The organism is Brevundimonas sp. (genome assembly GCF_035626975.1).
Taxonomy (GTDB): Bacteria; Pseudomonadota; Alphaproteobacteria; order Caulobacterales; family Caulobacteraceae; genus Brevundimonas.
Genome location: NZ_DASPMQ010000011.1, coordinates 15,545 through 38,306, shown reverse-complemented (window position 1 = coordinate 38,306; position 22,762 = coordinate 15,545). Strand labels below are relative to the sequence as shown.

Annotated in this window: 25 protein-coding genes; 16 read left to right on the top strand and 9 right to left on the bottom strand. The window is 69.8% G+C overall.

Features of this window, described 5'->3' with window-relative positions; all coding sequences use genetic code 11:
- Window positions 1-117 precede the first annotated feature (117 nt).
- The 5 genes from VEB62_RS03435 to VEB62_RS03415 all read left to right on the top strand — a co-directional run bounded on the left by VEB62_RS03435 (window position 118) and on the right by VEB62_RS03415 (window position 2,524).
- A complete protein-coding gene (locus tag VEB62_RS03435) occupies window positions 118-273 on the top strand; it encodes a hypothetical protein (protein WP_324795404.1) in 156 nt (51 codons plus the stop codon).
- A gap of 159 nt (window positions 274-432) precedes the next feature.
- Window positions 433-774, top strand: coding sequence for a GIY-YIG nuclease family protein (locus VEB62_RS03430; protein WP_324795402.1), 342 nt, complete (start codon window positions 433-435; stop codon window positions 772-774).
- Between the two features lie 129 nt (window positions 775-903).
- Window positions 904-1,467, top strand: coding sequence for a DUF5655 domain-containing protein (locus VEB62_RS03425; RefSeq protein WP_324795399.1), 564 nt, complete (start codon window positions 904-906; stop codon window positions 1,465-1,467).
- Between the two features lies 1 nt (window position 1,468).
- A complete protein-coding gene (locus tag VEB62_RS03420; RefSeq protein ID WP_324795396.1) occupies window positions 1,469-2,125 on the top strand; it encodes a glutathione S-transferase family protein in 657 nt (218 codons plus the stop codon).
- A gap of 126 nt (window positions 2,126-2,251) precedes the next feature.
- Window positions 2,252-2,524 (top strand): hypothetical protein, encoded by a 273-nt coding sequence (locus VEB62_RS03415; RefSeq protein ID WP_324795394.1) that lies wholly within the window; start codon window positions 2,252-2,254, stop codon window positions 2,522-2,524.
- A gap of 87 nt (window positions 2,525-2,611) precedes the next feature.
- Here the strand turns inward: VEB62_RS03415 and VEB62_RS03410 are convergent, their stop codons facing one another.
- Window positions 2,612-3,028 (bottom strand): MerR family DNA-binding protein, encoded by a 417-nt coding sequence (locus VEB62_RS03410; RefSeq protein WP_324795391.1) that lies wholly within the window; start codon window positions 3,026-3,028, stop codon window positions 2,612-2,614.
- A 70-nt stretch (window positions 3,029-3,098) separates the two neighbouring features.
- On the opposite strand from VEB62_RS03410, the gene VEB62_RS03405 reads away from it, so the two are divergent.
- Window positions 3,099-3,845 (top strand): MauE/DoxX family redox-associated membrane protein, encoded by a 747-nt coding sequence (locus VEB62_RS03405; protein WP_324795388.1) that lies wholly within the window; start codon window positions 3,099-3,101, stop codon window positions 3,843-3,845.
- A gap of 205 nt (window positions 3,846-4,050) precedes the next feature.
- Here VEB62_RS03405 and VEB62_RS03400 read toward each other — a convergent pair whose 3' ends face one another.
- Entirely contained in the window at window positions 4,051-4,491 is a 441-nt protein-coding gene (locus tag VEB62_RS03400; protein ID WP_324795385.1) for a MarR family winged helix-turn-helix transcriptional regulator, read from the bottom strand.
- A 51-nt stretch (window positions 4,492-4,542) separates the two neighbouring features.
- Between VEB62_RS03400 and VEB62_RS03395 the strand changes: the two genes are divergently transcribed.
- Both VEB62_RS03395 and VEB62_RS03390 read left to right on the top strand, forming a co-directional pair.
- Window positions 4,543-5,214: a glutathione S-transferase family protein gene (locus VEB62_RS03395; RefSeq protein ID WP_324795383.1), complete on the top strand. Its 672-nt coding sequence runs from the start codon at window positions 4,543-4,545 to the stop codon at window positions 5,212-5,214.
- A 37-nt stretch (window positions 5,215-5,251) separates the two neighbouring features.
- Window positions 5,252-5,776, top strand: a complete 525-nt coding sequence (locus tag VEB62_RS03390) for a dihydrofolate reductase family protein (protein WP_324795380.1) — start codon at window positions 5,252-5,254, stop codon at window positions 5,774-5,776.
- Between the two features lie 305 nt (window positions 5,777-6,081).
- On the opposite strand, the gene VEB62_RS03385 is transcribed toward VEB62_RS03390, so the two are convergent.
- From VEB62_RS03385 to VEB62_RS03375, 3 genes are read right to left on the bottom strand one after another with little or no spacing between them, the layout of a single operon-like run.
- Complete coding sequence (locus VEB62_RS03385; RefSeq protein ID WP_324795378.1) at window positions 6,082-6,837, bottom strand: pseudouridine synthase; 756 nt, start codon at window positions 6,835-6,837, stop codon at window positions 6,082-6,084.
- Window positions 6,838-6,876: 39 nt separating this feature from the next.
- Window positions 6,877-7,338 carry a GlcG/HbpS family heme-binding protein gene (locus tag VEB62_RS03380; protein ID WP_324795375.1) on the bottom strand — a complete coding sequence of 154 codons (462 nt, stop codon included), beginning with the start codon at window positions 7,336-7,338 and terminating at the stop codon, window positions 6,877-6,879.
- A 55-nt stretch (window positions 7,339-7,393) separates the two neighbouring features.
- Window positions 7,394-8,026 (bottom strand): DUF938 domain-containing protein, encoded by a 633-nt coding sequence (locus tag VEB62_RS03375; RefSeq protein WP_324795372.1) that lies wholly within the window; start codon window positions 8,024-8,026, stop codon window positions 7,394-7,396.
- 204 nt (window positions 8,027-8,230) lie between these two features.
- On the opposite strand from VEB62_RS03375, the gene VEB62_RS03370 reads away from it, so the two are divergent.
- Both VEB62_RS03370 and VEB62_RS03365 read left to right on the top strand, forming a co-directional pair.
- Complete coding sequence (locus VEB62_RS03370; protein WP_324795369.1) at window positions 8,231-10,078, top strand: phosphoenolpyruvate carboxykinase (GTP); 1,848 nt, start codon at window positions 8,231-8,233, stop codon at window positions 10,076-10,078.
- Window positions 10,079-10,144: 66 nt separating this feature from the next.
- Entirely contained in the window at window positions 10,145-11,155 is a 1,011-nt protein-coding gene (locus tag VEB62_RS03365) for an NAD(P)/FAD-dependent oxidoreductase (RefSeq protein ID WP_324795366.1), read from the top strand.
- On the opposite strand, the gene VEB62_RS03360 is transcribed toward VEB62_RS03365, so the two are convergent.
- Entirely contained in the window at window positions 11,156-11,884 is a 729-nt protein-coding gene (locus VEB62_RS03360) for a TonB family protein (protein WP_324795364.1), read from the bottom strand.
- A gap of 199 nt (window positions 11,885-12,083) precedes the next feature.
- Between VEB62_RS03360 and VEB62_RS03355 the strand changes: the two genes are divergently transcribed.
- Both VEB62_RS03355 and spbR read left to right on the top strand, forming a co-directional pair.
- Entirely contained in the window at window positions 12,084-12,881 is a 798-nt protein-coding gene (locus VEB62_RS03355) for a transglycosylase SLT domain-containing protein (RefSeq protein WP_324795361.1), read from the top strand.
- An 83-nt stretch (window positions 12,882-12,964) separates the two neighbouring features.
- Complete coding sequence (gene spbR / locus VEB62_RS03350) at window positions 12,965-14,110, top strand: SpbR family protein (RefSeq protein ID WP_324795358.1); 1,146 nt, start codon at window positions 12,965-12,967, stop codon at window positions 14,108-14,110.
- A gap of 52 nt (window positions 14,111-14,162) precedes the next feature.
- Here the strand turns inward: spbR and VEB62_RS03345 are convergent, their stop codons facing one another.
- The 3 genes from VEB62_RS03345 to VEB62_RS03335 are packed head-to-tail and all read right to left on the bottom strand — an operon-like array spanning window position 14,163 to window position 16,631.
- Entirely contained in the window at window positions 14,163-14,669 is a 507-nt protein-coding gene (locus tag VEB62_RS03345; RefSeq protein ID WP_324795356.1) for an Hpt domain-containing protein, read from the bottom strand.
- A gap of 35 nt (window positions 14,670-14,704) precedes the next feature.
- Entirely contained in the window at window positions 14,705-15,478 is a 774-nt protein-coding gene (locus VEB62_RS03340; protein ID WP_324795353.1) for an NAD kinase, read from the bottom strand.
- A gap of 46 nt (window positions 15,479-15,524) precedes the next feature.
- Complete coding sequence (locus tag VEB62_RS03335; RefSeq protein WP_324795350.1) at window positions 15,525-16,631, bottom strand: DUF2336 domain-containing protein; 1,107 nt, start codon at window positions 16,629-16,631, stop codon at window positions 15,525-15,527.
- 143 nt (window positions 16,632-16,774) lie between these two features.
- Here VEB62_RS03335 and VEB62_RS03330 point away from each other — a divergent pair, with 143 nt between their 5' ends.
- The 4 genes from VEB62_RS03330 to VEB62_RS03315 all read left to right on the top strand — a co-directional run bounded on the left by VEB62_RS03330 (window position 16,775) and on the right by VEB62_RS03315 (window position 22,762).
- Entirely contained in the window at window positions 16,775-17,539 is a 765-nt protein-coding gene (locus VEB62_RS03330) for a class II aldolase/adducin family protein (RefSeq protein ID WP_324795347.1), read from the top strand.
- Complete coding sequence (locus VEB62_RS03325) at window positions 17,536-18,312, top strand: hypothetical protein (RefSeq protein ID WP_324795345.1); 777 nt, start codon at window positions 17,536-17,538, stop codon at window positions 18,310-18,312. Before VEB62_RS03330 ends, VEB62_RS03325 begins: the two co-directional genes overlap by 4 nt.
- A gap of 101 nt (window positions 18,313-18,413) precedes the next feature.
- Window positions 18,414-19,535, top strand: a complete 1,122-nt coding sequence (locus VEB62_RS03320) for an efflux RND transporter periplasmic adaptor subunit (protein ID WP_324795342.1) — start codon at window positions 18,414-18,416, stop codon at window positions 19,533-19,535.
- On the top strand, window positions 19,535-22,762 hold the full coding sequence (locus tag VEB62_RS03315) for an efflux RND transporter permease subunit (RefSeq protein WP_324795477.1): 3,228 nt from the start codon (window positions 19,535-19,537) through the stop codon (window positions 22,760-22,762). The genes VEB62_RS03320 and VEB62_RS03315 overlap by 1 nt, the downstream gene beginning before the upstream one ends.

Below are 22,762 nucleotides of genomic sequence, written 5' to 3'. Positions count from 1 at the left end.
GCCGAGCGCGTCTTCGCGAACCGGCCCGGCGTCGAGACCGCCTCCGCCGGCCTGGCGCCCGATGCGGAGGAGCCGGTCACGCCCGACCACCTCGACCGGGCTGACCTCATCTTCGTCATGGAGCGCGCCCACCGCGACAAACTCCAGCGACGCTTCGGGGCGCATCTGAAAGGCAAGCGCGTCATCTGCCTCGACATCCCCGACGACTACGCCTTCATGCAGCCCGAGCTGGTGGCGCTGCTGGAGAAGAAGGTGGAGCCGTTCCTCAAATAACTGTCGTCATCCCGGGGCGCGCAGCGACCCCGGGACCCAGCGGCGCGCGCGAGCGCGACCCTGTCGCGGACGCCGTGCCGGAACAGATCGCCTTCGGCGCCGCTGGGTCCCGGCCTTCGCCGGGATGACGACGGGAGGGTAAAGCTATAGGTTGTGCTGATGCCGACGCATCGGACCTTCATCGCGACCTACATCATGGCCAGCAGGCGGAACGGGACGCTCTACACCGGCATGACGGCCAACCTGGCCGCGCGGGTCTGGAGGCATCGAACAGGCGCGTTCGAGGGGTTCAGCAAGACTTACGGCTGCACCCGCCTCGTCTGGTTCGAGCGGTTTGTCTGGGTCGCTGAAGCCATCAGGCGCGAAAAGCAGATCAAGGAATGGAAGCGCGACTGGAAGCTGAAGCTGATCGAGGACGCCAATCCCGACTGGCCCGATCTCGCCGCCGACTGGTTTCCCGAAAGCGATCCCAACTGGCTTCCGCCGGAAGAGCCGGACTGATCCCGCCTTCGTCATCCCGGCGCGCTCAGCGAGCCAGCCGGCGCCCATGGCTGCGCGGCGCTCTGGTCAGGCGGGCGCGGTCGCGCTTTACTCATCGACCTCGTCCAGGGCGATCATGGAGGATGACCGGTGAGCACTCCTGAACAGGCGCGCGCCACCCAGCTGCGCAACATCGAGGCCAAAACCGGCCAGAGCCTGGAAACCCTGCGCGCCGCTATCGCCGGCTCGGGCAAGGCGAAGCACGGCGAGATCCGCAGCTGGCTGATGGAGACCTATGGCCTCGGTTACGGCGACGCCAACGGCCTGGCCCACGCCGCCTCCGCTGATCCGAAGGCCGGGGCCGCGCCCTCGGGCGCCGATGCGCTCGACGAGATCTACGCCGGCAAGAAGGCGCACCTGCGCGCCGTGCACGACGCGATCATGGCGGCGATCACCCCCTGGGGGCCGTTCGAGATCGCGCCCAAAAAGGGCTATGTGGCGCTCCGCCGAAAGAAGCAGTTCGCCATGCTGGGCCCAAAGACGGCGGATCGGGCCGAACTTGGCCTCAACCTGAAGTCCGACGTCGCCAGCGACCGGATCGTGGCGCAGAAACCCGGCGGCATGTGCCAGTTCGCCGTCGCGCTGACCAGGGCGGAGGACGTCGACACGGAGGTCCTCGCCGTCCTCAAACAGGCCTTCGACGCCGCCGCCTAGGATGATCACCCTCCACGCCTTCGGCCGCGTCCATCCCGCCGTCCATGGCGAGACCCGCGACCTGCGCGTCCAGTGGGCGCTGGAGGAGATGGGGCTGCCGTACACGGTGCGTGGCTGGGACCACACCGGCGGCGAAACCACCGGCCCGGAATTCTCGGCCATCAGCCCCTTCAACCAGATCCCGGTCCTGACCGACGGCGATCTCACGATCTCCGAATCCGCCGCCATCCTGATCCATCTGGCGGAGAGGTCCGGCCGGCTGATCCCCGCCGACCCGCAGGGCCGCGCCCGCGTCATCCAGTGGGTTCTCGCCGCCCAGGCCACGGTGGAGGGCCCGATCCAGCCGCTCAAGCTGATGGACATGGGGGCCATGGGCGAACCGGGCGACGTGCGCGACTTCCTGACCGGCTGGACCTGTCGCGTGCTCGACGGCCTCAACCGTCAGCTCGAGGGCCGGGACTGGATCGCCGCCGACGACTTCACCATCGCCGACCTGCTGCTGGCCTCGGTGCTGCGCCAGCTCCGCCACACCGACCTGATGGACGGCTACCCCAACGTGAAGGCCTTCTATGCCCGCGCCATGGCCCGTCCGGCGTGGAAGCGGGCCCTGGCCCTGTATGCGGAGCGGCTGGGCGCAACCGTCGACGAGATCGCCTGACGAACCCTCGGGGCGCGCCGCAACCGTTAGTCATGAATTTTTACGACACGAAACTTTGAGTTGCTGTCGCGGCCCGGGTCGCCATTCCCTGAATTCGCGCAACAGGCGCATTTCAGGGAGGTATGCATGTTGAGAACGATCAGGAGCGTGGCCGTCGTCTCGGCCGTGGCGCTGGCGGCCCTGGGCTCGATGGCCCTGGACTATCCCCCGGAGTACACCGGCTACACCTACGACTGGTACCACGACGCGGCCAAGACCCAGTACGGCGGCACGGTCACCGACAGCGGCTGCGGCGGCTGGGGCGAGCACCGCTGGGTGCAACGGGCCTATGTGCCCTCCGGCTATTACGACGCCTACCCGGCCTTCTACTGCGGCGAGGGGGGGATGGAGCCGATCTAGGCCACCGGAAGCGGACGGGCCGCCCACGCCGGGCGGCCCCGTCCTGCGGGAACTCCCTGCGGCGCGGCGCGCCGGAAGGGATGGCCTCTACCCCTCGAACGCCTCCAGGATCGGGCACGGGCCCTTGCCGCCGCCCGCGCAGGCCCCCGCCAGCCGTCGCAGCGCCGCCCGGGCCGCCTCCAGCTCCGCGATCCGCGCGTCCAGCTCGACCAGCCGCCCCTCGGCCAGCGCCAGGGCTCGCGACCGGTCCTCCCCCGCGTCCAGCACCAGCAGCTCCCCGATCTGCTCGAGGGTGAACCCGGCCGCCTGCGCCGAGCGGATGAAGCGCAGGCGCCGCACGTCTTCGGCCCCGTAGCGCCGCACCCTGCCGCCCAGCCCCGATCCCTCCGGCCGGGGCGGCGTCTCCAGCAGGCCGCGCCGCTGGTAGTAGCGCACCGTCTCCACCCCCACGCCGCCGGCCTCGGCCAGCCGCGCGATGGTCATGGCGGAAAGGGAAGGGGACATCGCTTGACTCCGGACCATGGTACGGACCCCAGATAGGGCGCGGACCGTTATCGGCAACTGGAGAAACCCCATGTCCGCGCCTCAAAAGACCGCCGTCCTCTACCGCATGGTCATGCCCGACCACCTCTGCCCCTCGGGCCAGAAGGCCCGCTGGCTGCTGCGTCGCAAGGGCTACCAGATCGAGGACCACCACCTGAAGACCCGCGAGGAAACCGACGCCTTCAAGGCTGAACACGGCGTCCCGACCACGCCCCAGACCTTCATCGACGGCGTCCGCATCGGCGGCTACGACGACCTGCGCCGCTACTTCGGCCAGAAGGTCCCCGAACCGGGCGCGACCAGCTACACGCCGGTGCTGGTGGTGTTCGCCGTCGCCGCCCTGATCGCCCTGGCGGTGGCGTACCTGCGCTTCGGCACGCCGCTCGATGTGTCGGTCCTGCCGACCTTCATCGCCGCGGCCATGTGTCTGCTGGCCATGCTCAAGCTGCAGGACGTCGAGAAATTCTCGACCATGTTCCTGAACTACGACCTGCTGGCGCGCCGCTGGGTCCCCTACAGCTATGTCTACCCCTTCGCCGAGCTCGGCGCCGGCGTGCTGATGCTGGCCGGCGCCCTGACCTGGCTGTCCGCCCCGCTCGCCCTGTTCATCGGCGGCATAGGCGCGGTCTCGGTGTTCAAGGCCGTCTATATCGACAGGCGCGAACTGAAATGCGCCTGCGTCGGCGGCTCGTCCAACGTCCCGCTGGGCTTCGTCTCCCTGACCGAGAACCTGATGATGGTGGCGATGGCGGTGTGGATGCTGGCGTTCGCGCACTAAGCGTTGCCGCACCTCCCTGCTATCGTCATCCCGGACAAGCCGCGCAGCGGCGCGATCCGGGACCCAGCGGCGCGCGCGAGCGCGAACCTGTCGGGAGCACAGGTGCATCGCGCCTTTCACATCCGGTGTTTCGCCGCCGTCGCGGCGCCGCTGGGTCCCGGGTCTCCGCTGCGCTTCGCCCGGGATGACGATAGCGGCGAGGGGGCTACGCCACCTGCCGCAACCCGGCCCGCAGCGCATCCCCCTCGCCATTCAGCTCCACCTCCACCGCGGCGTGCTCCTCGATCCAGATCGGCGTGGCCTTGGCAAGCAGCGCCCGGCCGGCGTCGGTCAGGGCGGCCCGCCGTCCGCGCCGGTCCTCCGGATCGACCGACACCGCGACCGCGCCCATCCGCTCCAGCGGCTTGAGGTTGGCCGTCACCGTCGACCGGTCCATGGCCAGCAACCGGGCCACCGCGCCGATCGTCGGCGGCTCCGGCCGGTTCAGGGAGTTGAGCAGCGAGAACTGGCCGCTGGTGATCCCCAGTTCGCGAAAGGCCAGGTCGAACCGCCGCGACAGCGCCCGCGCCGCCCGCTGGGCGTGCAGGCACAGGCAATGGTCCCGGATGTGCAGCGTGGCGGCGAAGGCGGCCGGCATGTTTGACATGCCCGATAATATGTTGATATCAACCTATCCGTCAACCAGCAGGAGCCCGTCATGATCAAGGTCACCGCCTTCAAATGGGTGCCGCGCTTCGCCCAGGGATCGGTCCGCGACATCCGCGTCCGCTGGGCGCTGGAAGAGGCGGGCCTCGGCTACGACGACCACCTGATCGGCTTCGAGGACCAGGCGACCGAGGCGTATCGCGCCCTGCAGCCCTTCGGCCAGGTGCCGGCCTTTCGCGACGGCAAGGTCGAGATGTTCGAGAGCGGCGCCATCGTCCTCTATATCGCCCAGCATTCCGACGCCCTGATGCCCGCTGACGAGGCCGGCCGCGCCATGGTCATGACCTGGCTGTTCGCCGCCATGAACAGCGTCGAGCCGTTCGTCGGCCAGCTGGCCGGCATCGACCTGTTCCATGCCGACAAGGCCTGGGCGACGGAACGCCGGCCCGAAGTCGAAACCTTGGTGCGTCGCCGTCTGGCCGATCTCCAGACGGCGCTGGGCGATCGCAAATGGTTCGCCAACGACCGCTTCAGCGCCGCCGACATCCTGATGACCCACGTGCTGCGCGACCTGCGCCACACCACCATCCTCGCCGACTATCCGGCGCTCGCCGACTACGTCGCCCGCGCCGAGGCCCGCCCCGCCTTCCAGCGCGCCCTCGCCGACCAGCTGAAGCCGTTCAGGGCCGCGGAAGCGGCTCGGCCGGAACTGGTCGCGGGCTAGATCACACCATCACAGGAACGGGACTGGAGATTGCGGCATGGCGCGGCTCGTCTTTGGAATGAACGTGTCGCTCGACGGCTACGTCGATTATGAAAAGTTCGGGCCGGACGCCGTCCTCTTCCGCCACTTCATCGAGCAGGTGCGCGGCTCGGCCGGCAGCGTGTACGGCCGCCGCCTGTACGAGATCATGCGCTACTGGGAGCAGGACGATCCTGACTGGACCCCGGATCTTCGGGAGTTCGCGGCGGTGTGGCGCGCCGAGCCCAAATGGGTCGTCTCGCGCACGCTGACCTCGGTCGGTCCCAACGCCACGCTTGTCGCGGACGAGGTGGAGGGGACGGTCCAGCGTCTGAAGCAGGAGCTCGAGGGCGAGCTCTACGTTGGCGGGCCGGTGCTGGCGCAAGCCCTGACCGGCCTGATCGACGAGTACCGCCTCTGCCTCCATCCCGTCGTGCTGGGTGGTGGCGATCCGTTCTTCGCCGGCCCCCGGCCGCCGCTCCGCCTCGTCACGCACCGCCGGATCGGCGGAGAGGCGATCGAACTCACCTATGTGCCGGCCTGACGGTCCCGCGCCCAAAAACCCTGTCTTCCCGTACCCTGTCATCCCGACACTTCGCGGGTCATTCCGACAGTCCCGGTCATGATCGGGCCGGCCCGCTCCGAGGCATGCGTCCGCCTTTGACGCACGGCCGTGCATAATGGCCGAATGCCCGTCGGGCCTGGTCTTTGACAGCATGAAACTCCGCCGTCGCGCCGTCCGGGCGAGGCGCTCCCCCCGCTCGCGGCAGGCGCGCGAATGTTCAGAATAGCCCGCCGCGATTTTTCAGTCAGGAACCCTGCCAACCCGGTCACCCAGGGTGGCCGGAATCAGCCGACCAGCGCCGCCCGCTCGTCCGCCGTCAGCATCCGCCACTTGCCCTCAGGCAGGTTGTCCAGCTTCAGCGGTCCGATCCGCACCCGGATCAGGTCCACGACCTCCAGATCGACCATCTCGCACATCCGCCGGATCTGCCGGTTGCGGCCCTCGCGCAGGATGAACTTCAGCCGGAAGGATTCCATCCGGCTGACATAGGCCGGGCGCAGCTGACGGCCGTCCAGCATCAGGCCGTGGCGCAGGATCTTGAGCTTCTTTTCGGTGACGTCGCCGGCGACCCGGACCAGGTATTCCTTGTCGAGGTCCGACTCCGGTCCGATCACCGCCTTGGCCACCACCCCGTCCGACGAGAGCAGCAGCAGGCCCCGCGAATCCTCGTCCAGCCGTCCGATCGGGGGCAGGGAGGCGTCCGCCGCCGGGACCGCGCCCTCGCCGACGCGATTGGCCTCGGTCAGCAGACGCACCGCCGGGATCTTGCCGGGCTCCGGCTGGCCCGAGACGTAGCCCATCGGCTTGTGCATCACGATGGTCACGCCCTCGGCCAGCGCCGCCGTGGCCCGCTCGTTCAGCGTCAGGGTCTGCCCCGGCGCCAGCTTGCGGCCCGCGTCAGTGACCACCTCGCCATCGACCGAGACCAGACCGTCGGCGATCAGGGCGTCCGCCTCGCGCCGCGAGCAGACGCCCGACTGGCCCAGCCACTTGTTGATCCGGACCGGCTCGGCGCCGTCATAGGTGCGGGCAAAGGACATGGCCTTTCCCTAGGGCTCCCGACCGCTCCCGGGCAAGGCTCAGGGCGTCAGCGCCGCCAGGGCGACCTCGTTGTCCTGGGCCGCCGAGGCCCCGGAGACGCCGATGGCCCCGACGATCCGGCCGTCGACCACGATGGGCACGCCGCCGGCGATCGGCAGGCTGTCAGGATTGGCCAGGGTCACCGTCCGCCCGGCCAGGGTCCGCTCCTCCATCGCCGAGGTGGGCTGCCGGTACCGCGCCGCCGTCTCCGCCTTGCGCTGGGCCACGAAGATCGAGCCGTACTGGGTGTCGTCCATCCGGGCGAAGGCGACCAGCTCGCCGGACGGCTCGACGATCGCGACCGCCATGCGGAAGCCGCGCTCCGCGGCGGCGGCCACGGCCCGGTCGATGATCGCCTGCGCCGCGTCCAGCCGGATCGGCTCGCCATACGACGGCGAACTCTGGCCCCAGGCCGGGTTCGACAGGACGAGAAGGGCCATCACGGCCGCGATGCGCTTCATGACAAGCTCCACTGCAACAGGGCCACCTCCTCACGTTCGGACCCCGCGGGCAAGCTCAAAGGCGCCGGAACAGCAGCATCAGATTGTTGGCCGGCATCCCGACCCGCCGCGTCAGCGCCAGTCCCTCCGCCTTCGCCGCCGCTGTCACCGCGTCCCGGTCGCGCAGCCCCCAGGCCGGGTTCCGCGCTTTCAGGCTCTCGTCGAAGGCCGCGTTCGACGGGGCCAACGGGACGTCTGCCTCGTGGTAGGGCCCGTAGGTCGCCAGCAGACCGCCGACCGGCAGCGCTCGCCCCGCCAGCCGCATCAGCCCTTCCGTCGCCGCCCACGGGCTGATGTGGATCATGTTGATGCAGACGACCGCCTCGAACGGCCCCTCCGGCCACGTCGCCGGGTCCAGCGCGTCCAGCGCCAGGGCGGGCCGCAGGTTCGGCAGGTCCGCCGCCCCGGCCCAGGCCGCGATGCTGGCCCGGGCCTCGGCCGACGGATCGGCGGGCGTCCACTCCAGGCCCGGCAGGGCGCCTGCGAAGGCCACGGCGTGCTCGCCCGAGCCGGCGGCGATCTCCAGCACCCGTCCCCGCGCCGGCAGATGCGCCTTCAGCACCTCGAGAATCGGCCCGGCGTTGCGCGCCGCCGCGGGTGAGGCGAGGGCGCCTTCGGGAGTCGCGGCGATCGCGTCCATGGTCTGCATGGCGGTTCCGATACTCCGCGCCGCCCCCGGCCGCGACCGGAATTATGCGGCCGAGGCGCCGCTCGCCGCTCGCGGGAGGTTGAAACTTGCAGCGGTTGACCTCCCGTCCGCTTCGGTGTCATTCCGGCTGAAACATTGCGTGATCTCACGCAAGGGAGGGCCACGGCGGCGTAGATCGCCGGGCAGACGTTCAGGAGAGTTCGCGTGACCGTATCCGCCATTCCCGGCCTTCGTCCGGCTCCGACCAAACACGCCGGCCTCGTCGCCTGGGTCGAGCAGATCGCCGCCCTGACCAAGCCCGCGCGCGTGCACTGGTGCGACGGTTCCGAGGCCGAGAAGTCGGCCATCGTCGCCGACCTCATCGCCCGCGGCACGCTGAAGGCGCTGGACCAGACCAAACGCCCCGGCTGCTACTACGCCGCCTCCGATCCGAAGGACGTCGCCCGCGTCGAGAGCCGGACCTTCATCTGCTCGGCGGACGAGATCGACGCCGGCCCGACCAACAACTGGTCCGACCCGGTCGAGATGCGCGAACGTCTGAACGGTCTGTTCGACGGCTGCATGGCCGGCCGGACCATGTACGTCGTGCCGTTCTCGATGGGGCCGCTCGGCTCGAAGATCAGCGCCCTCGGCGTTGAGATCACGGACAGCGGCTATGTCGCGGTGTCGATGGGCATTATGACCCGGATGGGCCAGCAGGCCCTGGACGTGCTGGGCGACGACGGCGTCTTCGTCCCCGCGGTCCACACCCTTGGCGCGCCCCTGGCCGAGGGCCAGGCCGATGTGCCCTGGCCCTGCAACGACGAGAAGTGGATCGTCCACTTCCCCGAGAGCCGCGAGATCTGGTCCTACGGCTCGGGCTACGGCGGCAACGCCCTGCTGGGCAAGAAATGTTACGCCCTGCGCATCGCCTCGGTCATGGCCCGCGACGAGGGCTGGCTGGCCGAGCACATGCTGATCCTCAAGCTGACCGATCCGAAGGGCCGCGCCAAATACGTCGCCGCCGCCTTCCCCTCGGCGTGTGGCAAGACCAACCTGGCCATGCTCCAGCCGACCCTGCCCGGCTGGAAGGCCGAAACCATCGGCGACGACATCGCCTGGATGCGCATCGGCGACGACGGCCGCCTTCATGCCGTCAACCCCGAGGCCGGCTTCTTCGGCGTCGCTCCCGGCACCAGCCGGAACACCAACGGCAACGCCCTGGCGACGATGGCCAGCAACACGGTCTTCACCAACACCGCCCTGACGGCCGACGGCGACGTCTGGTGGGAAGGCCTGACGAAAGAGGCCCCGGAGGGCCTGACCAACTGGAAGGGCAAGCCGCACGATCCGTCGTCGGGCGAGCCCGCCGCCCATCCCAACGCCCGCTTCGCCGCCCCCGCCGGCCAATGCCCGGCCATCGCCCCCGAGTGGGAAGACCCGAAGGGGGTGCCGATCGACGCCATCCTGTTCGGCGGCCGTCGCGCCTCGGCCGTGCCGCTGGTCACCGAGGCCTACGACTGGGACCACGGCGTCTTCATGGGCTCGTCGGTCGCCTCGGAAGGCACCGCCGCCGCCGAGAACAAGGTCGGCGAACTGCGCCGCGACCCCTTCGCCATGCTGCCGTTCTGCGGCTACAACATGGGCGACTATTTCGCCCACTGGCTGTCGATGAAGGACCGCACGGACGCCTCGAAGCTGCCGCGGCTCTATTTCGTCAACTGGTTCCGCAAGAACGAGGACGGCAAGTTCGTCTGGCCCGGCTTCGGCGACAACGCCCGCGTGCTGAAGTGGATCGCCGAACGGCTTGATGGCGAGGCCGGGGCGGTCGACACGCCGGTCGGTCGCGTGCCGACGCGCGAGTCGCTCGACCTGTCGGGCCTCAGCCTGTCCGAGGATGACCTGTCGATTCTGCTCGACGTCGACGCCGACCTCTGGGCGCGGGAAGCGGCGCTGATACCGGACTTCTACCGCATGTTCGGCGACCGCCTGCCCCAGGCCCTGTGGGACCAGCACGCCGCCCTGACGGCCCGGATCGAACGGAACCGCGCCGCCGCCATCGCCGCGGAGTAGCTCAAGCTGCGAACAGCCGCGTCGTTGCGCTTGCAAAAGGCTCGCGGGCGGTCGATCTGATCGCCTGTGACTTCTTCCCCGGATGTGATCGTCATCGGCGCCGGCGTGCTCGGCCTGTGCACCGCCGCCGAACTGGCGGGCCGGGGCCATGCGGTGACGGTGATCGACCCTGGCGGCGCCAACGCCTCGTCGATCGCCGCCGGCATGCTCGCCCCGGCGCTGGAGTCCCTGCTCGACGACCTGTCGGCCGACCGGGCCGCCCTGCTGAAGCGCGCCCGCGACCTGTGGCCTGCTTTCGCCGAGGCGCACGGACTGACCCTGCACCGCGAGGGGGCGGAATGGCGCGGACCGGACGCCGCCGCCGCCATCGCCCGTCTGCTCAGCCTGGGATTCGAGGCCAGGGCCGCAAGGGGCGGCCTGACCACGCCGGACGACTGGCGCATCGAACCCGCGACGGCGCTGGCGGCTCTCGCGCGGACATCCGGCGTCACTTCGGTCAGGGGCCGGGTGGCGCGCCTGACCGCGGACACGCGGCGCTGGCGGATCGAGGCGGAAGGGGGCCGCACATGGTTCGCGCCGACCGTGGTGCTGGCCACCGGCGCGGCCGCCGCGATCCCGGGCCTGCCGGAGCAGGTCGCGGCGCTCGTGGACGCGATCCAGCCGATCCGGGGCCAGCTGACGCCCATCGCCATGGAGCCGCCCCGCCGCGCGGTGCGCGCCCCCGGCCTCTATGTGGCTCCCACGGCGAGCGGCGCCGTGGTCGGCGCGACCATGGAGCCGGGCCGCCGCGATCTGGATCCCGACGCCCAGGAGGCGCAGACGCGAGTGGAGGCCGGACTGGCGTTGCTGGGCGCGGCGGGCGAGGCCGGTCCGAGCCGGGTCGGCATCCGCGGCGCGGTCGCTGACGGCCTGCCCCTCGCCGGTGCGTCCGGCGAGATCGGGCTGCATCTGGCCCTGGCGCCGCGCCGCAACGGCTGGCTGCTCGGCCCGCTTGTCGCGGCCGTCGTGGCCGACGGGATCGAGGGTCGGCCGCCCGCGCCGGACGCCGCGGCCCTCGATCCGCTCAGGTTCGCCTGATCACTCCGCCGGAGGAGGGTTGAAGCGGATGGCGATGTTCACCCGTGATCCCTCGGGCGCTCCGTTGACGGTGCGCGGACTGATCTGGAAATGCCGGGTCAGCCCCTGCGCCGCCCGTCCGAAGCCATGGCCGCCCGGCGTTTCGCCGGTCAGATTGCAGTCAGCGACCCGGCCGTTGGGCTGCACCAGGCAGTTCATCGTGGCCCGGCCTCCGACGCCAGCCTCAAGGGCGCGGTCCGGATAGGCGCGCATCAGCTGTTCCGCCGAGGGTTGCCGCTCCCACCGGGGGTTGGTGATCACGGCCGGGGGCTCCCGGACCGGCTCGGTCGTCGTGCCAGTCTCGATCGCCTCGGGAGCCGTCTCCGTGTTGTTGATAACGGTGGCGCCCGTCACCGTCTCGCCCTGCACGACGTTGACGACGTCGGTGGCGGTCGGGGGAGCGGGAAGGTCATTGTATTTCGTGTTCGGCGCCTGGGCCGGCGCGGGCTTCGCTTCGGGTGGCGTCGGCTTCGGCGGCGTCATGATCTCGATGTCGAAGGGCGCCGGGGCAGCCGCCGGGGGAAGATCGAGCTCGAAACGCTGGTAATAGAGGGCCGCCCCGAGCCCCACATGGCCGGCGGCGACAACCGCCAGCGCGACCCACGTCGTTCGGGAGAAGCATGGGGTCTTGCGCTCGTTGTAGTCGAAGGGGCTCACCAGTCCGGGGCCGCCCGCGGTTCTGATCATCATGGCCGTTCATCCCTGTCGTTCGCCGCCCCCGCAGCGTCCCACGGCCAAGTTGAGCGCTTCCGTTCGGGCAAGTTTGCGGCGAGCTTCGCCATGAAACCGACACGGACCGACCCGCGCCCCGCCGCCAAAGGTTAAGGGTCTGTGGACAGCGCTGCCGCTGTTAGGATTTGATTAACTACGAAGCCGCAGCGTCATGGGCATGAGCATCGGAGCGATTCCATCCTCTGGCGGGGTCGAGGCGGCCATCCGGCGCGCGTCGAATGCGACCGGCGTGGACGCCGACTTCCTGATCAAGACGGCGCGGCGCGAGAGCGCCATGAACCCGTCGGCGCGGGCCCGGACGTCCTCCGCCGCCGGACTGTTCCAGTTCATCGAGCAGACCTGGCTGGGCACGGTGAAGGCTCATGGCGCCAAGCACGGCTATGGCCAGTACGCCGACCTGATCCATCGCAGTTCGGACGGTCGGTGGCGGGTGGAGGGGTCGGCCCGCAATGTCGTGCTGGACCTGCGCTTCGACGCCCAGGCCGCCTCGACGATGGCCGCCGAGCTGACCGCGTCCAACGCCGCCTATCTGCGGGGCCGGACCGGCCGCGAACCAGGCGCGGGCGATCTGTATGCGGCTCACTTCCTCGGTCCCGCAGGCGCGGCCCAGTTGATGGAAGCCATGGAGCGGCGGCCGGGCGTGAGCGCCGCCTCGATCTTCCCCGAGGCCGCCTCGGCCAACCGCTCGATCTTCTACAGAGACGGCCGTCCGGCGACCGTCGCCGAGGTGCACGCGAATCTGCAACGGACGGCGGGCGAGGGCGCGCCGGCGGCTTCGGCAGGCTCGGTCCAGAAGGTCCCGGAGCTTTCGGAGCGGGACCGGATGCTGGCGGCGCGGCTGGATCGGCTGAAGCAGGATCAGAGCCTGCTGGCGCTTCTGCTGGGGCAGGACGGGGATGGAAAGGGCGGCGGCTTCGGCGGCGCGTTCGCTCCGGAAGCCAGTTCAAGCGTCTGACCGCGAATCCGGCGATGGTAAACGGCCCGTTAGGGATGACCGTTCAATGCTGAACGGCAAAGCCTGACCCAGAGCGCCCGACCATGACCGCCTACCGTGTCCGCCTGACCGAGATCGACATTCGCCGCCTGATCAAGGCGACGGACGAGGACGAACGCGCCGCCGCCGCCCACAAGCTGTGCCGCAACATGGACAAGGCGGCGCTGACGGGAGACGAGCGCGAGGCGGCGCAGAAAATCCTGCGCATGCTGGCCCATGACGCAGCGGAACTGGTGCGTCGGGCCATGGCCGTGACGCTGAAGGCCTCCGACCTGATTCCCCGCGACGTGGCCCGCCGGCTGGCGGCCGATGTGGACAGCGTGGCGCTGCCGCTGATCAATTTCTCACCGGCTTTCACCGACGAGGACCTGATCGAGATCGTTCAGGCCGGTTCGGCGCTCCGTCAGGTCGCGGTCGCCGGCCGACCGGTGGTTGGACGCGATGTGGCCACGGTCGTGGCCGAGCTGGGTTGCGAGCAGGCGGTCAGAACGCTGGCCGCGAATGACAACGCCGACATCGCCGAGGCGGCGCTCGGACGGTGCGTCGACCGATTCGGCGCCTCTTCCGAGATCGTGGCCGCTATCGCCTATCGTCAGGTGCTGCCGCTGTCGGTGACGGAACGGCTGGTTGAACTGGCCTCTGACGCGGTGCGCGAACATCTGGTCACCCGCCATGCCGTGGCTCCGGAGACGGCCATTCGCCTCGCCGCCTTCGCCCGGGAGCGGGCGACGGTCGATCTGGTCGACCAGGCGTCGAACCACGCCGACCTCGCCGCCTTCACAGCCGGCCTGAACGCCCGCCGGGCTTTGACCGGCTCGTTGCTGTTGCGGGCTCTGGCCCGGGGCCAGATGGCGCTGTTTGAATACGGCCTCGCTGAGCTGGCCGGCACGCCCCACCCGCGCGCCTGGCTGATGATCCACGACGCGGGCCCGCTGGGGCTGAAGGCGATCTACGATCGGGCCGGCTTGCCGCCCCGGCTGTTCCAGGCCTTCCGGGCCGGCGTGGACACCTGGCGAACCCTTCAGGCCGAAGGAGCGGACACGGCGGGCGACGAGTTCCGTCAGCAGATGCTTCAACGCTTCCTGACCCAGCGTCCGAACGCCCCGCGTGAGGACTTGGCCTATCTGATGGAACGGCTGGACCACGAGCCCGCACCGGTCCGCGCGGCGATCGGCGCAGCGGCGGCCTGATCCAATTGAAAACGCCCGCCGGTGGGCGGGCGCTTCGGTTCGTCTGGCTTGCTCAGCCCAGGTGGTCGGCCACGCCCGCTTCAAGGCTCTCGGCCAGGGCCCGGCCGATGGGGTGGTCGTCGGTCTGAATCTGATCGCGGACCACGGCCTTGATGGCGTCGATATGAGCGTCGATCAGGTTGCGCGGAGCCGCCATCCGCTTGACCGGATCGTCCATCATCTTGCACAGCGATCCGGCCAGCCGGGTCACCAGCGGATACTGGTAGGTGGCGCCCAGCCCCTTGAGATCATGGGCGCGGAAATAGAGGGCCTCGGCCGTCTGGGCGTCGTAGCCCTGGGTGCGGATGTCGGTCTGGGCCTTGTCCAGCTTGACGATTTCATCCTGCAGCCATTGGCCGAACTGGGAGGACATCGCCTTCAGGGCTTCTTCGGCCTTGGCGATCGCACTCGCGTCGATACCGCCGAAGGCGCCGCCGACCTTGAGGCGCAGCGTGTTGGGCGGGCGGATGACCTGGGCGGAATTGCTCACGGCGAGCTCCTGAAGACAAACCTCGGACATGGTGACAGGGCACACTTAAGAACCCGTGCACGTCGTCAGGAGGCGAACTGTTCCGCCAGCACGCGCTCCTCGAACGAGCGGCCGGCATCGAACAGCATGGTCAGGGCGATGTCGCGGCGCTCCCGGATCTCAACCCGCGCGACCTCCCGGACCTCGAAGCTGTCGGCGGTGGCGCTGACCGGGCGCTTGTCTGACTCCAGCACCTCGAAGCAGACCTTGGCGGTATGCGGCAGCAGCGCCCCGCGCCAGCGCCGGGGACGGAAGGCGCTGATCGGCGTCAGCGCCAGAACCCGGGCGTCCAGCGGGATGATCGGCCCATGGGCCGACAGATTATAGGCCGTCGAACCCGCAGCGGTGGAGACCAGGCAGCCATCGCAGGACAGTTCCTCCAGCCGGACCCGGTCGTCGACGGTGATCCGCAGCTTGGCGCTTTGCCGCGTCTGGCGCAGCAGGGACACTTCATTGATGGCCAGACCGGTCTGCACGGCGCCCGCTTCGGTGCTGGCGTCCATCTGCAGCGGGTGGATGACCGCCCGGCCGGCGGTGGCCAGCCGCTCCGGCAGACCCTCCTCATTGTAGTCGTTCATCAGGAAACCGACGGAGCCGCGGTTCATGCCGAACACCGGGGTGCGCCGCTGCAGATTGGCGTGCAGGGTTTCCAGCATGAACCCGTCGCCGCCCAGGGCGACGATGACATCGGCCGTGGCGGCGTCCGCGGAGCCGTACAGCTCGACCAGCCGGTCCCGGGCGGCGGCGGCCTCGGGACGGTCTGAGGCGGCGAAGGCGATGCGGAGTTCGGGCTGGTTCACGCGCCTACGCAAGCCGAGCGGCGCGGCGAAGTCAAACGACCCGTGCTCAGCCCCTGATCAGCGCCCGGAAGGAGCGCGCCGCGGAGGCGGTGGAGATCGCACCGCGCAACCAGACCCGTTCACCGAGATCGCCGGGGAAACCGTCGTTGAGCAGGCGAATTTCCACCAGCAGCGCGGGATAGACCGCGCGGTCCACGCCCGCAGAGGCGCAGGCGTAGAACAGCGCCTCCGGGCTGCGGGCGGCCAGCGCTTCGCGGATCTGGGCGACCGAGAAACCCCCAAGGGCGGCCAGGGCGTGGACGAACAGTCCGAGCCGGCGCTCGCGGACCGCGCGAACCAGATAGCCGGCGCGCAGCTGGCCGGCGGCCTGAAGCTTGGCGACGAGCCGTCGCTCCATCTCGTCCCGATCCGGATCGTTGGCTGGCACAGGGGTCACAGTTCCGGATCGGGCGTCATAGACGGACTGCTCGATCAGCGGAGCCAGCCTGGTTTCGTCGACCCGGAAGCGGGCGCAGATGGACTGGCGCAACGCCACGCCCACCCATTGGTACATTTCCTCGGCCAGCTGTTCCGTCAGCCGCGGATGGCGGGTCAACGGGCCGCGGAGCGCCGCGACGCGGCGTGACTGTTCGACCAGTCGCCGGATCCCGTCGAGGCTGATCTCGGCCGTGCGGTTGAAGGCGAGGGCGGTGAGGGTCGCGGGCTCGCCACGCTCGATGATCGCGTCGGCGACGCGACCGCCGAGATACGGCCGGCGGGCGATCGCGATCTGATGCTCCAGCGTCGCCTCGACCAGAACGCGCAGCAGATCATCGTCCTGCAACAGGGGGCTGGCTGCCAGAACAGGGCGCGCGATCTCGATCTCGTCGAGGGCCAGGACGTTGATCAGGGCGGGCGGGGCCCATTCGGCCTGGGCGAGGCGCTCCGACAGGGCCTTTCGCACCTCCCGCTCCGCCTGCCGCGCCAGCGTCAGGAAGATTTCGCCCAGGACCGGCGACAGTTCGCCCGTCGGCGGCCGGGCGTCGCACAGGGCCACGACGCCGAGCAGCAGTCTCTCGCGCGCGTCGGCGCTGGGGTTGCGCGCCAGGGCCAGCAAGTCCGGATAGGCCGGCGGCGAGGCGAGGGGAGGAGAACGGAACAGAGCGACGGTCAAGGGGATCTCCGGCGCACGACGATTCGGCTTGTCCAAGCTTAGCGGCAGGCCGCTAAGGCAGGGTTAACGGAAGCTGAATCTTGACGGCGGCCCCGCGCGGCGCGAGCGTGCGCCGCCGTACGCAACCTTGAGGAGCCCTGACGATGGCCGATGGAGCGCCCGCCTCGCTGAAATCCCGTGTTTCAGAGGCCGAGTGGACCACCCGCGTCGAGCTGGCCGCGCTTTATCGCCTGGTGGCCCTGCACGGCTGGGACGACATGATCTTCACCCATATCTCGGCCCGCGTGCCGGGACCGGAGAAACACTTCCTCATCAATCCGTACGGCTACTATTTCGAGGAGATCACCGCCTCCTCCCTGGTCAAGGTCGATCTCGACGGGACCATCGTCCAGGAGACGACGAACTTCATCAACCCGGCCGGCTTCACGATCCATTCCGCGATCCACGCGGCGCGCGAGGACGCCCATTTCGTCATCCACCTGCACACCGTCGCCGGCGTGGGCGTGGCGGCGCAGCAGGAAGGCCTGCTGCCGCTCGGCCAGAACGCCTGCCTGTTGCAGCACCAGGTGGCCTATCACGGCTACGAAGGAGTGGCGCTGAACCACGACGAGCGCGAGCGGCTGGTGGCGGACCTCGGCGACAAGCCGCTGATGCTGCTGCGCAACCACGGCACGCTGGCGGTGGGCCAGACGGCGGCCCAGGCGTGGATCGGGATGTTCTTCCTCGAGCGGGCCTGCGCCCAGCAGGTGGCGGCGCTCTCGGGCGGGCGCGAACACGTGCTGATCGCGCCCGAGGCGGCCCAGGCCGAGACGCGCGAGCAGGGCAGGGGCATCGGCTTCATTTCGGCGCTCGCCTGGCCGGGCGCTTTGCGAATGCTCGATCGAAGGTCGCCGGGCTACGACGTGTGAGCCGCTTCGGGGGGCTGCTGATCGGACTCACGGTCGCGGCGCTCGGCACGCCGGCCGCCGCCGGGGCCTGGACCCAGCCCAAGGGCAAGTCCCATGTCATCCTGAAGGTCGAGCAGATGACCGCCTATCAGGGCTTTGACCCGAACGGGGCGCCGGTCGATCTGCCGGCCCGACGCCGGGACGCCGCAGTGGGCGTGTTCGCCGAGTACGGGTTGACCGACAGCTTGACCCTTCAGGTGAAGGGCGACTGGCAGTCGGGCGAGGACGCGTTCGTCGACTTCGAGGGGCGGGGTCCGATCGAGATCGGGGTGACGTGGCGGGTCTGGCGGGAGCCGAAGACCGCGGTCAGCCTCTACGTCGGCTACGCAGACGGCGGAGAGGGCCGCAATGCCGGCTATGCCGCCCCCGGCGAGGGGGACAGCGACTGGGAGATGCGGCTCTCCGTCGGCCGAAACTTCACAGGCGGGACAGCCATTTCCCCCCGCAGGTCGTTCCTCGAAGGGCAGGTGGCGCGGCGGGTTCGGCAGGGCCTGCCGGACGAAACCCGTATCGACCTCACCCACGGCGTCCACCTTGGAGAGGACTGGCTGTTGCTGAACCAGGCCTTCGGAGGTCTGGCGGACGAAAACGGCCCCCGATGGCTGTCCGTGGAGTCCACCGTCGTCCGTCATTTCGGCAACTGGAGCGTGCAGGCGGGGTGGAGGCAGACCGTGGCGGGCCGGGAAACGCCGGATGCGAGCGGACCCGTGATCGCTTTCTGGCGCCGCTTCTGAGCGGCGACGGATTCCCAAACACTGAACGTTGCAGAGACTTTAGTTGCGTCGACGGCGGGAGCCGCTAAGTCGGCTCGTCCCTCGCCCGGAGCCTGCGCCGCGTGATCAAACGCCACTTCTTCCTCGCCGCCGCCGCGGTCCTGCTCGCCGTGATGGTCGTGGCCGTGATCCTCCGTATCGCCTTCGCCGGGGACGAGAAGGGCGGCGGACCGGGCGGGCGGGGCGGACCGGGCGGCGGGCGGGGCCAGACGGTCTCGGAAGCGGTGGCCACCCCGCGTCAGTTCACCGACGAGATACGGGTCCTGGGCGTGGCGCGGGGCCGGCGCTCCGTCAACATCACCTCCTCGACCAGCGAGCTGATCACCCGCGTCCTGTTCACCGACGGCCAGCGCGTCGCCGCGGGCACGCCGCTGGTCGAATTGCAGGCGCGTGAGGAAGACGCGGGCATCATCGAGGCGCGGGCTCGGGTCGACCAGGCCCAGCGTCAGTACGACCGTTACAAGGATCTGGCCGATCGCGGCATCGCGCCGCGCGCCACGGCCGAGCAATACCTGTCCGAACTGCAGACCGCCCGCGCGTCCCTGACGGCGGCCCAGGCGCGGCGCGGCGACCGGGTCATCCGCGCGCCATTCGCGGGCGTGCTGGGCCTGAGCACGGTGACCGCCGGCACCCTGGTCAACCCGGGCGGCGTCATCACCACCCTCGATGACATCGACGTGGTTCGGGTCGATTTCCCGGTGCCTGAACGCTATCTCGGCCTCCTGCGTCAGGGCACGCCGATCATGGCCACGGCCGACGCGTTCGGGGAGCAGGGCTTTGGCGGGCGCATCGCCCTGATCGACACGCGGGTAAACGAGCAGACCCGTTCCGCCACCGCGCGGGCCGAGATTCCCAACCCCGGCGGCCGCATCCGGCCGGGCATGCTGGTGCGGGTCGCGGTGCAGCAGGGCGTGCGCACCGCGCCGGCCGTGCCCGAAGCCGCGGTGCAGTACGAGGGCGACGGGGCCTTCGTCTACCGGATCGCGCGTGGCGAACGCGGCTCGACGGCTCAGCGCGTCGAGGTCGAAACCGGCGCGGTGGAGGGCGGCTTCGTCGAAATCCTGTCCGGCCTCGAGGCCGGCGACCGCGTGGTCGGCTCGGGCCTGAACCGCATCCAGCCGGGCGCGCCGGTTCGCGTGGCCGGCGCCCGCACGGCCGCTCCGGCCAGGGGCGAGCGGCCATGATGCTGTCCGACGTCGCGGTCCGACGCCCCGTCTTCGCGGCGGTGGCGGCGATCGTGCTGTGCGTCATCGGCGCGGCGGCCTTCTTCTTCCTGCCCGTGCGCGAACTGCCGGACGTTGATCCGCCGATCGTTTCGATCAGCACCACCTACGCGGGGGCCTCGGCCGAGGTCATCGAGAGCCGGATCACCGAGCCGATCGAGCAGCAGATCGCCGGCATCCAGGGCGTCGAGCGGATCAACTCCACCAGCCGCGACGGCCGCTCGAATGTCTCGATCGAATTCTCGCTCGACCGCGACATCGACGCTGCCGCCAACGATGTCCGCGACCGGGTCTCACGCGTGGTCGGCCGTCTGCCGCAACAGGCCGACCCGCCGACGGTCGCCAAGGCCGACACCGACAGCCAGCCGATCATGATCCTGTTCCTGCGCTCCAGTTCGATGGATCGGCTGGCGCTGACCGACTACGCCGACCGCTACCTGATCGATCGGCTGGCCACCGTGCCGGGCGTGGCCCAGGTCCAGATCTACGGCGAGCAGCGCTACTCGATGCGCATCTGGCTGGATCCGGCGGCGCTGGCCGCGCGCGGCTTGACCGTCAGCGACGTCGAGACCGCCCTGACCAGCCAGAACGTCGAACTCCCGGCCGGCACGCTGGAGTCGGGACAGAAGGATTATACGGTCCGGGTCGCGCGGACGTATGCCCGCGCCGACGATTTCCGGCAGCTGCCGATCGGCACCGACGGTTCGGCCTCCGCGACCACGGGCCAGGGCGGCCAGACCTCCAGTGCCACGGCGCTGCCCAGCGGCGCGACGGGCGCCATCCAGGGCGTGGCCAGCTACGTCACCCGGCTGGGCGACATCGCGCGTGTCGAGGAGGCGCCGGAGGAGGACCGCCGCCTGTTCCGGGGCAATGGACTGGATCAGATCGGTCTCGCCATCACCCGTCAGGCCCAGTCGAACGACCTCGCCATTTCCGACGGCGTCACCGAGATGCTGGAGAGCATCCGGCCCAGTCTGCCGGCGGGCGCCGAACTGGTCGTGGGGTCCGACAATTCAGTCTTCACCTCGCACGCCATCGACGAGGTCTGGATCACCATCGGCATTTCACTGGTGCTGGTGGCGCTGGTCAATTTCATATTCCTGGGCACGCTGCGAGCGGCCTTCATCCCTTCGATCGTCGCGCCGATCTGCCTGCTGTCGACCTTTATCGTTCTGGCGCCGCTCGGCTTCTCGCTGAACCTGCTGACCCTGCTGGCGCTGGTCCTGGCCATCGGCCTGGTGGTCGACGACGCGATCGTGGTGACCGAGAACATCCAGCGTCGTCTCGACCACGGCGAGCCGCCGCTGGTGGCGGCCGAGCGCGGGGCGCGTCAGGTGTTCTTCGCCGTGGTGGCTACGACGGTGGTGCTGCTGGCCGTGTTCGCGCCGCTGCTGTTCCTGCCCGGCTATGTCGGCCGTCTGTTCGTGGAGCTGGCCGCGGCGATCGCGGCGGCGGTGGCTTTCTCGGCCTTCCTGGCGCTGAGCCTGTCCCCCATGCTGGCCTCGAAGATTCTTCGGCCGGCGGCGGGAAGCGGCTGGCTGGCGCGCCGGGTCGACCGGGCCATGGAGGCGCTGAAGAATTCGTACAGGAATTCGCTGGATGCCCTGCTTGGGCGCCGCATCGCCGTGGTCGGCGTTGCGGCCCTGATCCTGTTCGTGGCCGCCGGCGCGGCGGTGATGTTCTTCACCTTGCCCAACGAACTGGTGCCGGACGAGGATCGCGGCCGCGTCATGGTCCGGATTCAGGGACCGGAGGGCGCCGGCTTCGACTATACGAAACGCATCATGCTGGGCCTCGAGCCGATCCTCGAGGAATACCGGCAGGCGGGCGAGGTCGACAGCTATCTGATCTCCGCGCCCGGCTTCGGCGGCGGCAGCTTCAACTCGGGTAACGCGGTCCTGACGCTCAAGGACTGGTCCGAGCGAGAGCGGTCGGCCGACGACATCGCCCAGGACCTGAACGGCAAGTTGCGCGGGCAAACCGATGCCCAGGTCAACGCCTCTGTTCCGGGGGCCTTCCAGCGTGGCGGCGCCAATTCCAACTCGGTCGAGATGGTCGTCACCGGCTCCGAGTACGAGGATATTTATACCTGGCTCCAGCCTGTCCTGACGGCGGCGCTCGAGAATCCCGGCCTCTCCCGGCCGCGGCTGAACTATGAGCCGAACGCACCGCGCCTTCTGGTGGATGTCGACCCCGAGAAGGCGGCGGCCCTGGGCGTCTCATCCCAGGCGATCGGCCGCACTCTGGAAACCATGTTCGGGTCACGGCGCGCCACCACCTACCTGCGCGGCGGGCAGGAGTACGACGTCATCCTGCAGACGGAACGGGCCAACCGGCGCAACGTCGGCGATCTCGAGGCCCTGTATGTGGAGACGGGTGGCGGGCAGCTGGTGCCGTTGTCCGCCGTCGTCACGACCCAGACATCAGGCGACACGCCCGATCGTCGCCGGCTGGACCGTCAGCGCGCCATCAGCCTCAGCGCGGACCTGAACCCGGGAACGACCATCGCCGACGCCACCGAATTCCTGACCCGGGTGGCCGGCGAGCAGCCGCAGGGCGTGGTCACGACCCAATGGGGCGGGGCGGCGCGGGATCAGCAGGAGGCGGGCGGTGCGGTCGCCGCGGCGTTCGGCCTGGCCCTGCTGCTGGTCTTCCTCGTTCTGGCGGCCCAGTTCGAGAGCTGGATCACCCCGGCGGTGATCATGCTGACTGTGCCGCTGGCCGCCGCTGGAGGATTGTTCGGACTGGTCATGGCCGGGTCGAGCCTCAACATCTACAGCCAGATCGGCCTGATCATCCTGATCGGCGTGGCGGCCAAGAACGGCATCCTGATCGTCGAGTTCGCCAACCAGCTGCGCGACCAGGGCCGGTCGATCCACGAGGCGATCGTGGAGGCGTCGACCCTGCGCCTGCGCCCGATCATCATGACCTCGATCGCCACGGCCTTCGGAGCCCTGCCGCTGGTGCTTTGGCAGGGGGCGGGGGCGGGGAGCCGCCAGACCATCGGCGTGGTCATCTTCGCCGGAGCGATGTTCGCGACCTTGCTGACCCTGTTCGTGGTGCCGGTGATCTATGGCGTGCTGGCGCGCTTCACCAGGTCGCCGGAGTACACCGCCCGAAAGATCGAGGAGTGGGAGGCGCAGGAGAGCACGGCCAACGACCGGGCGGTTCAGGCCGCCGCGGAGTAG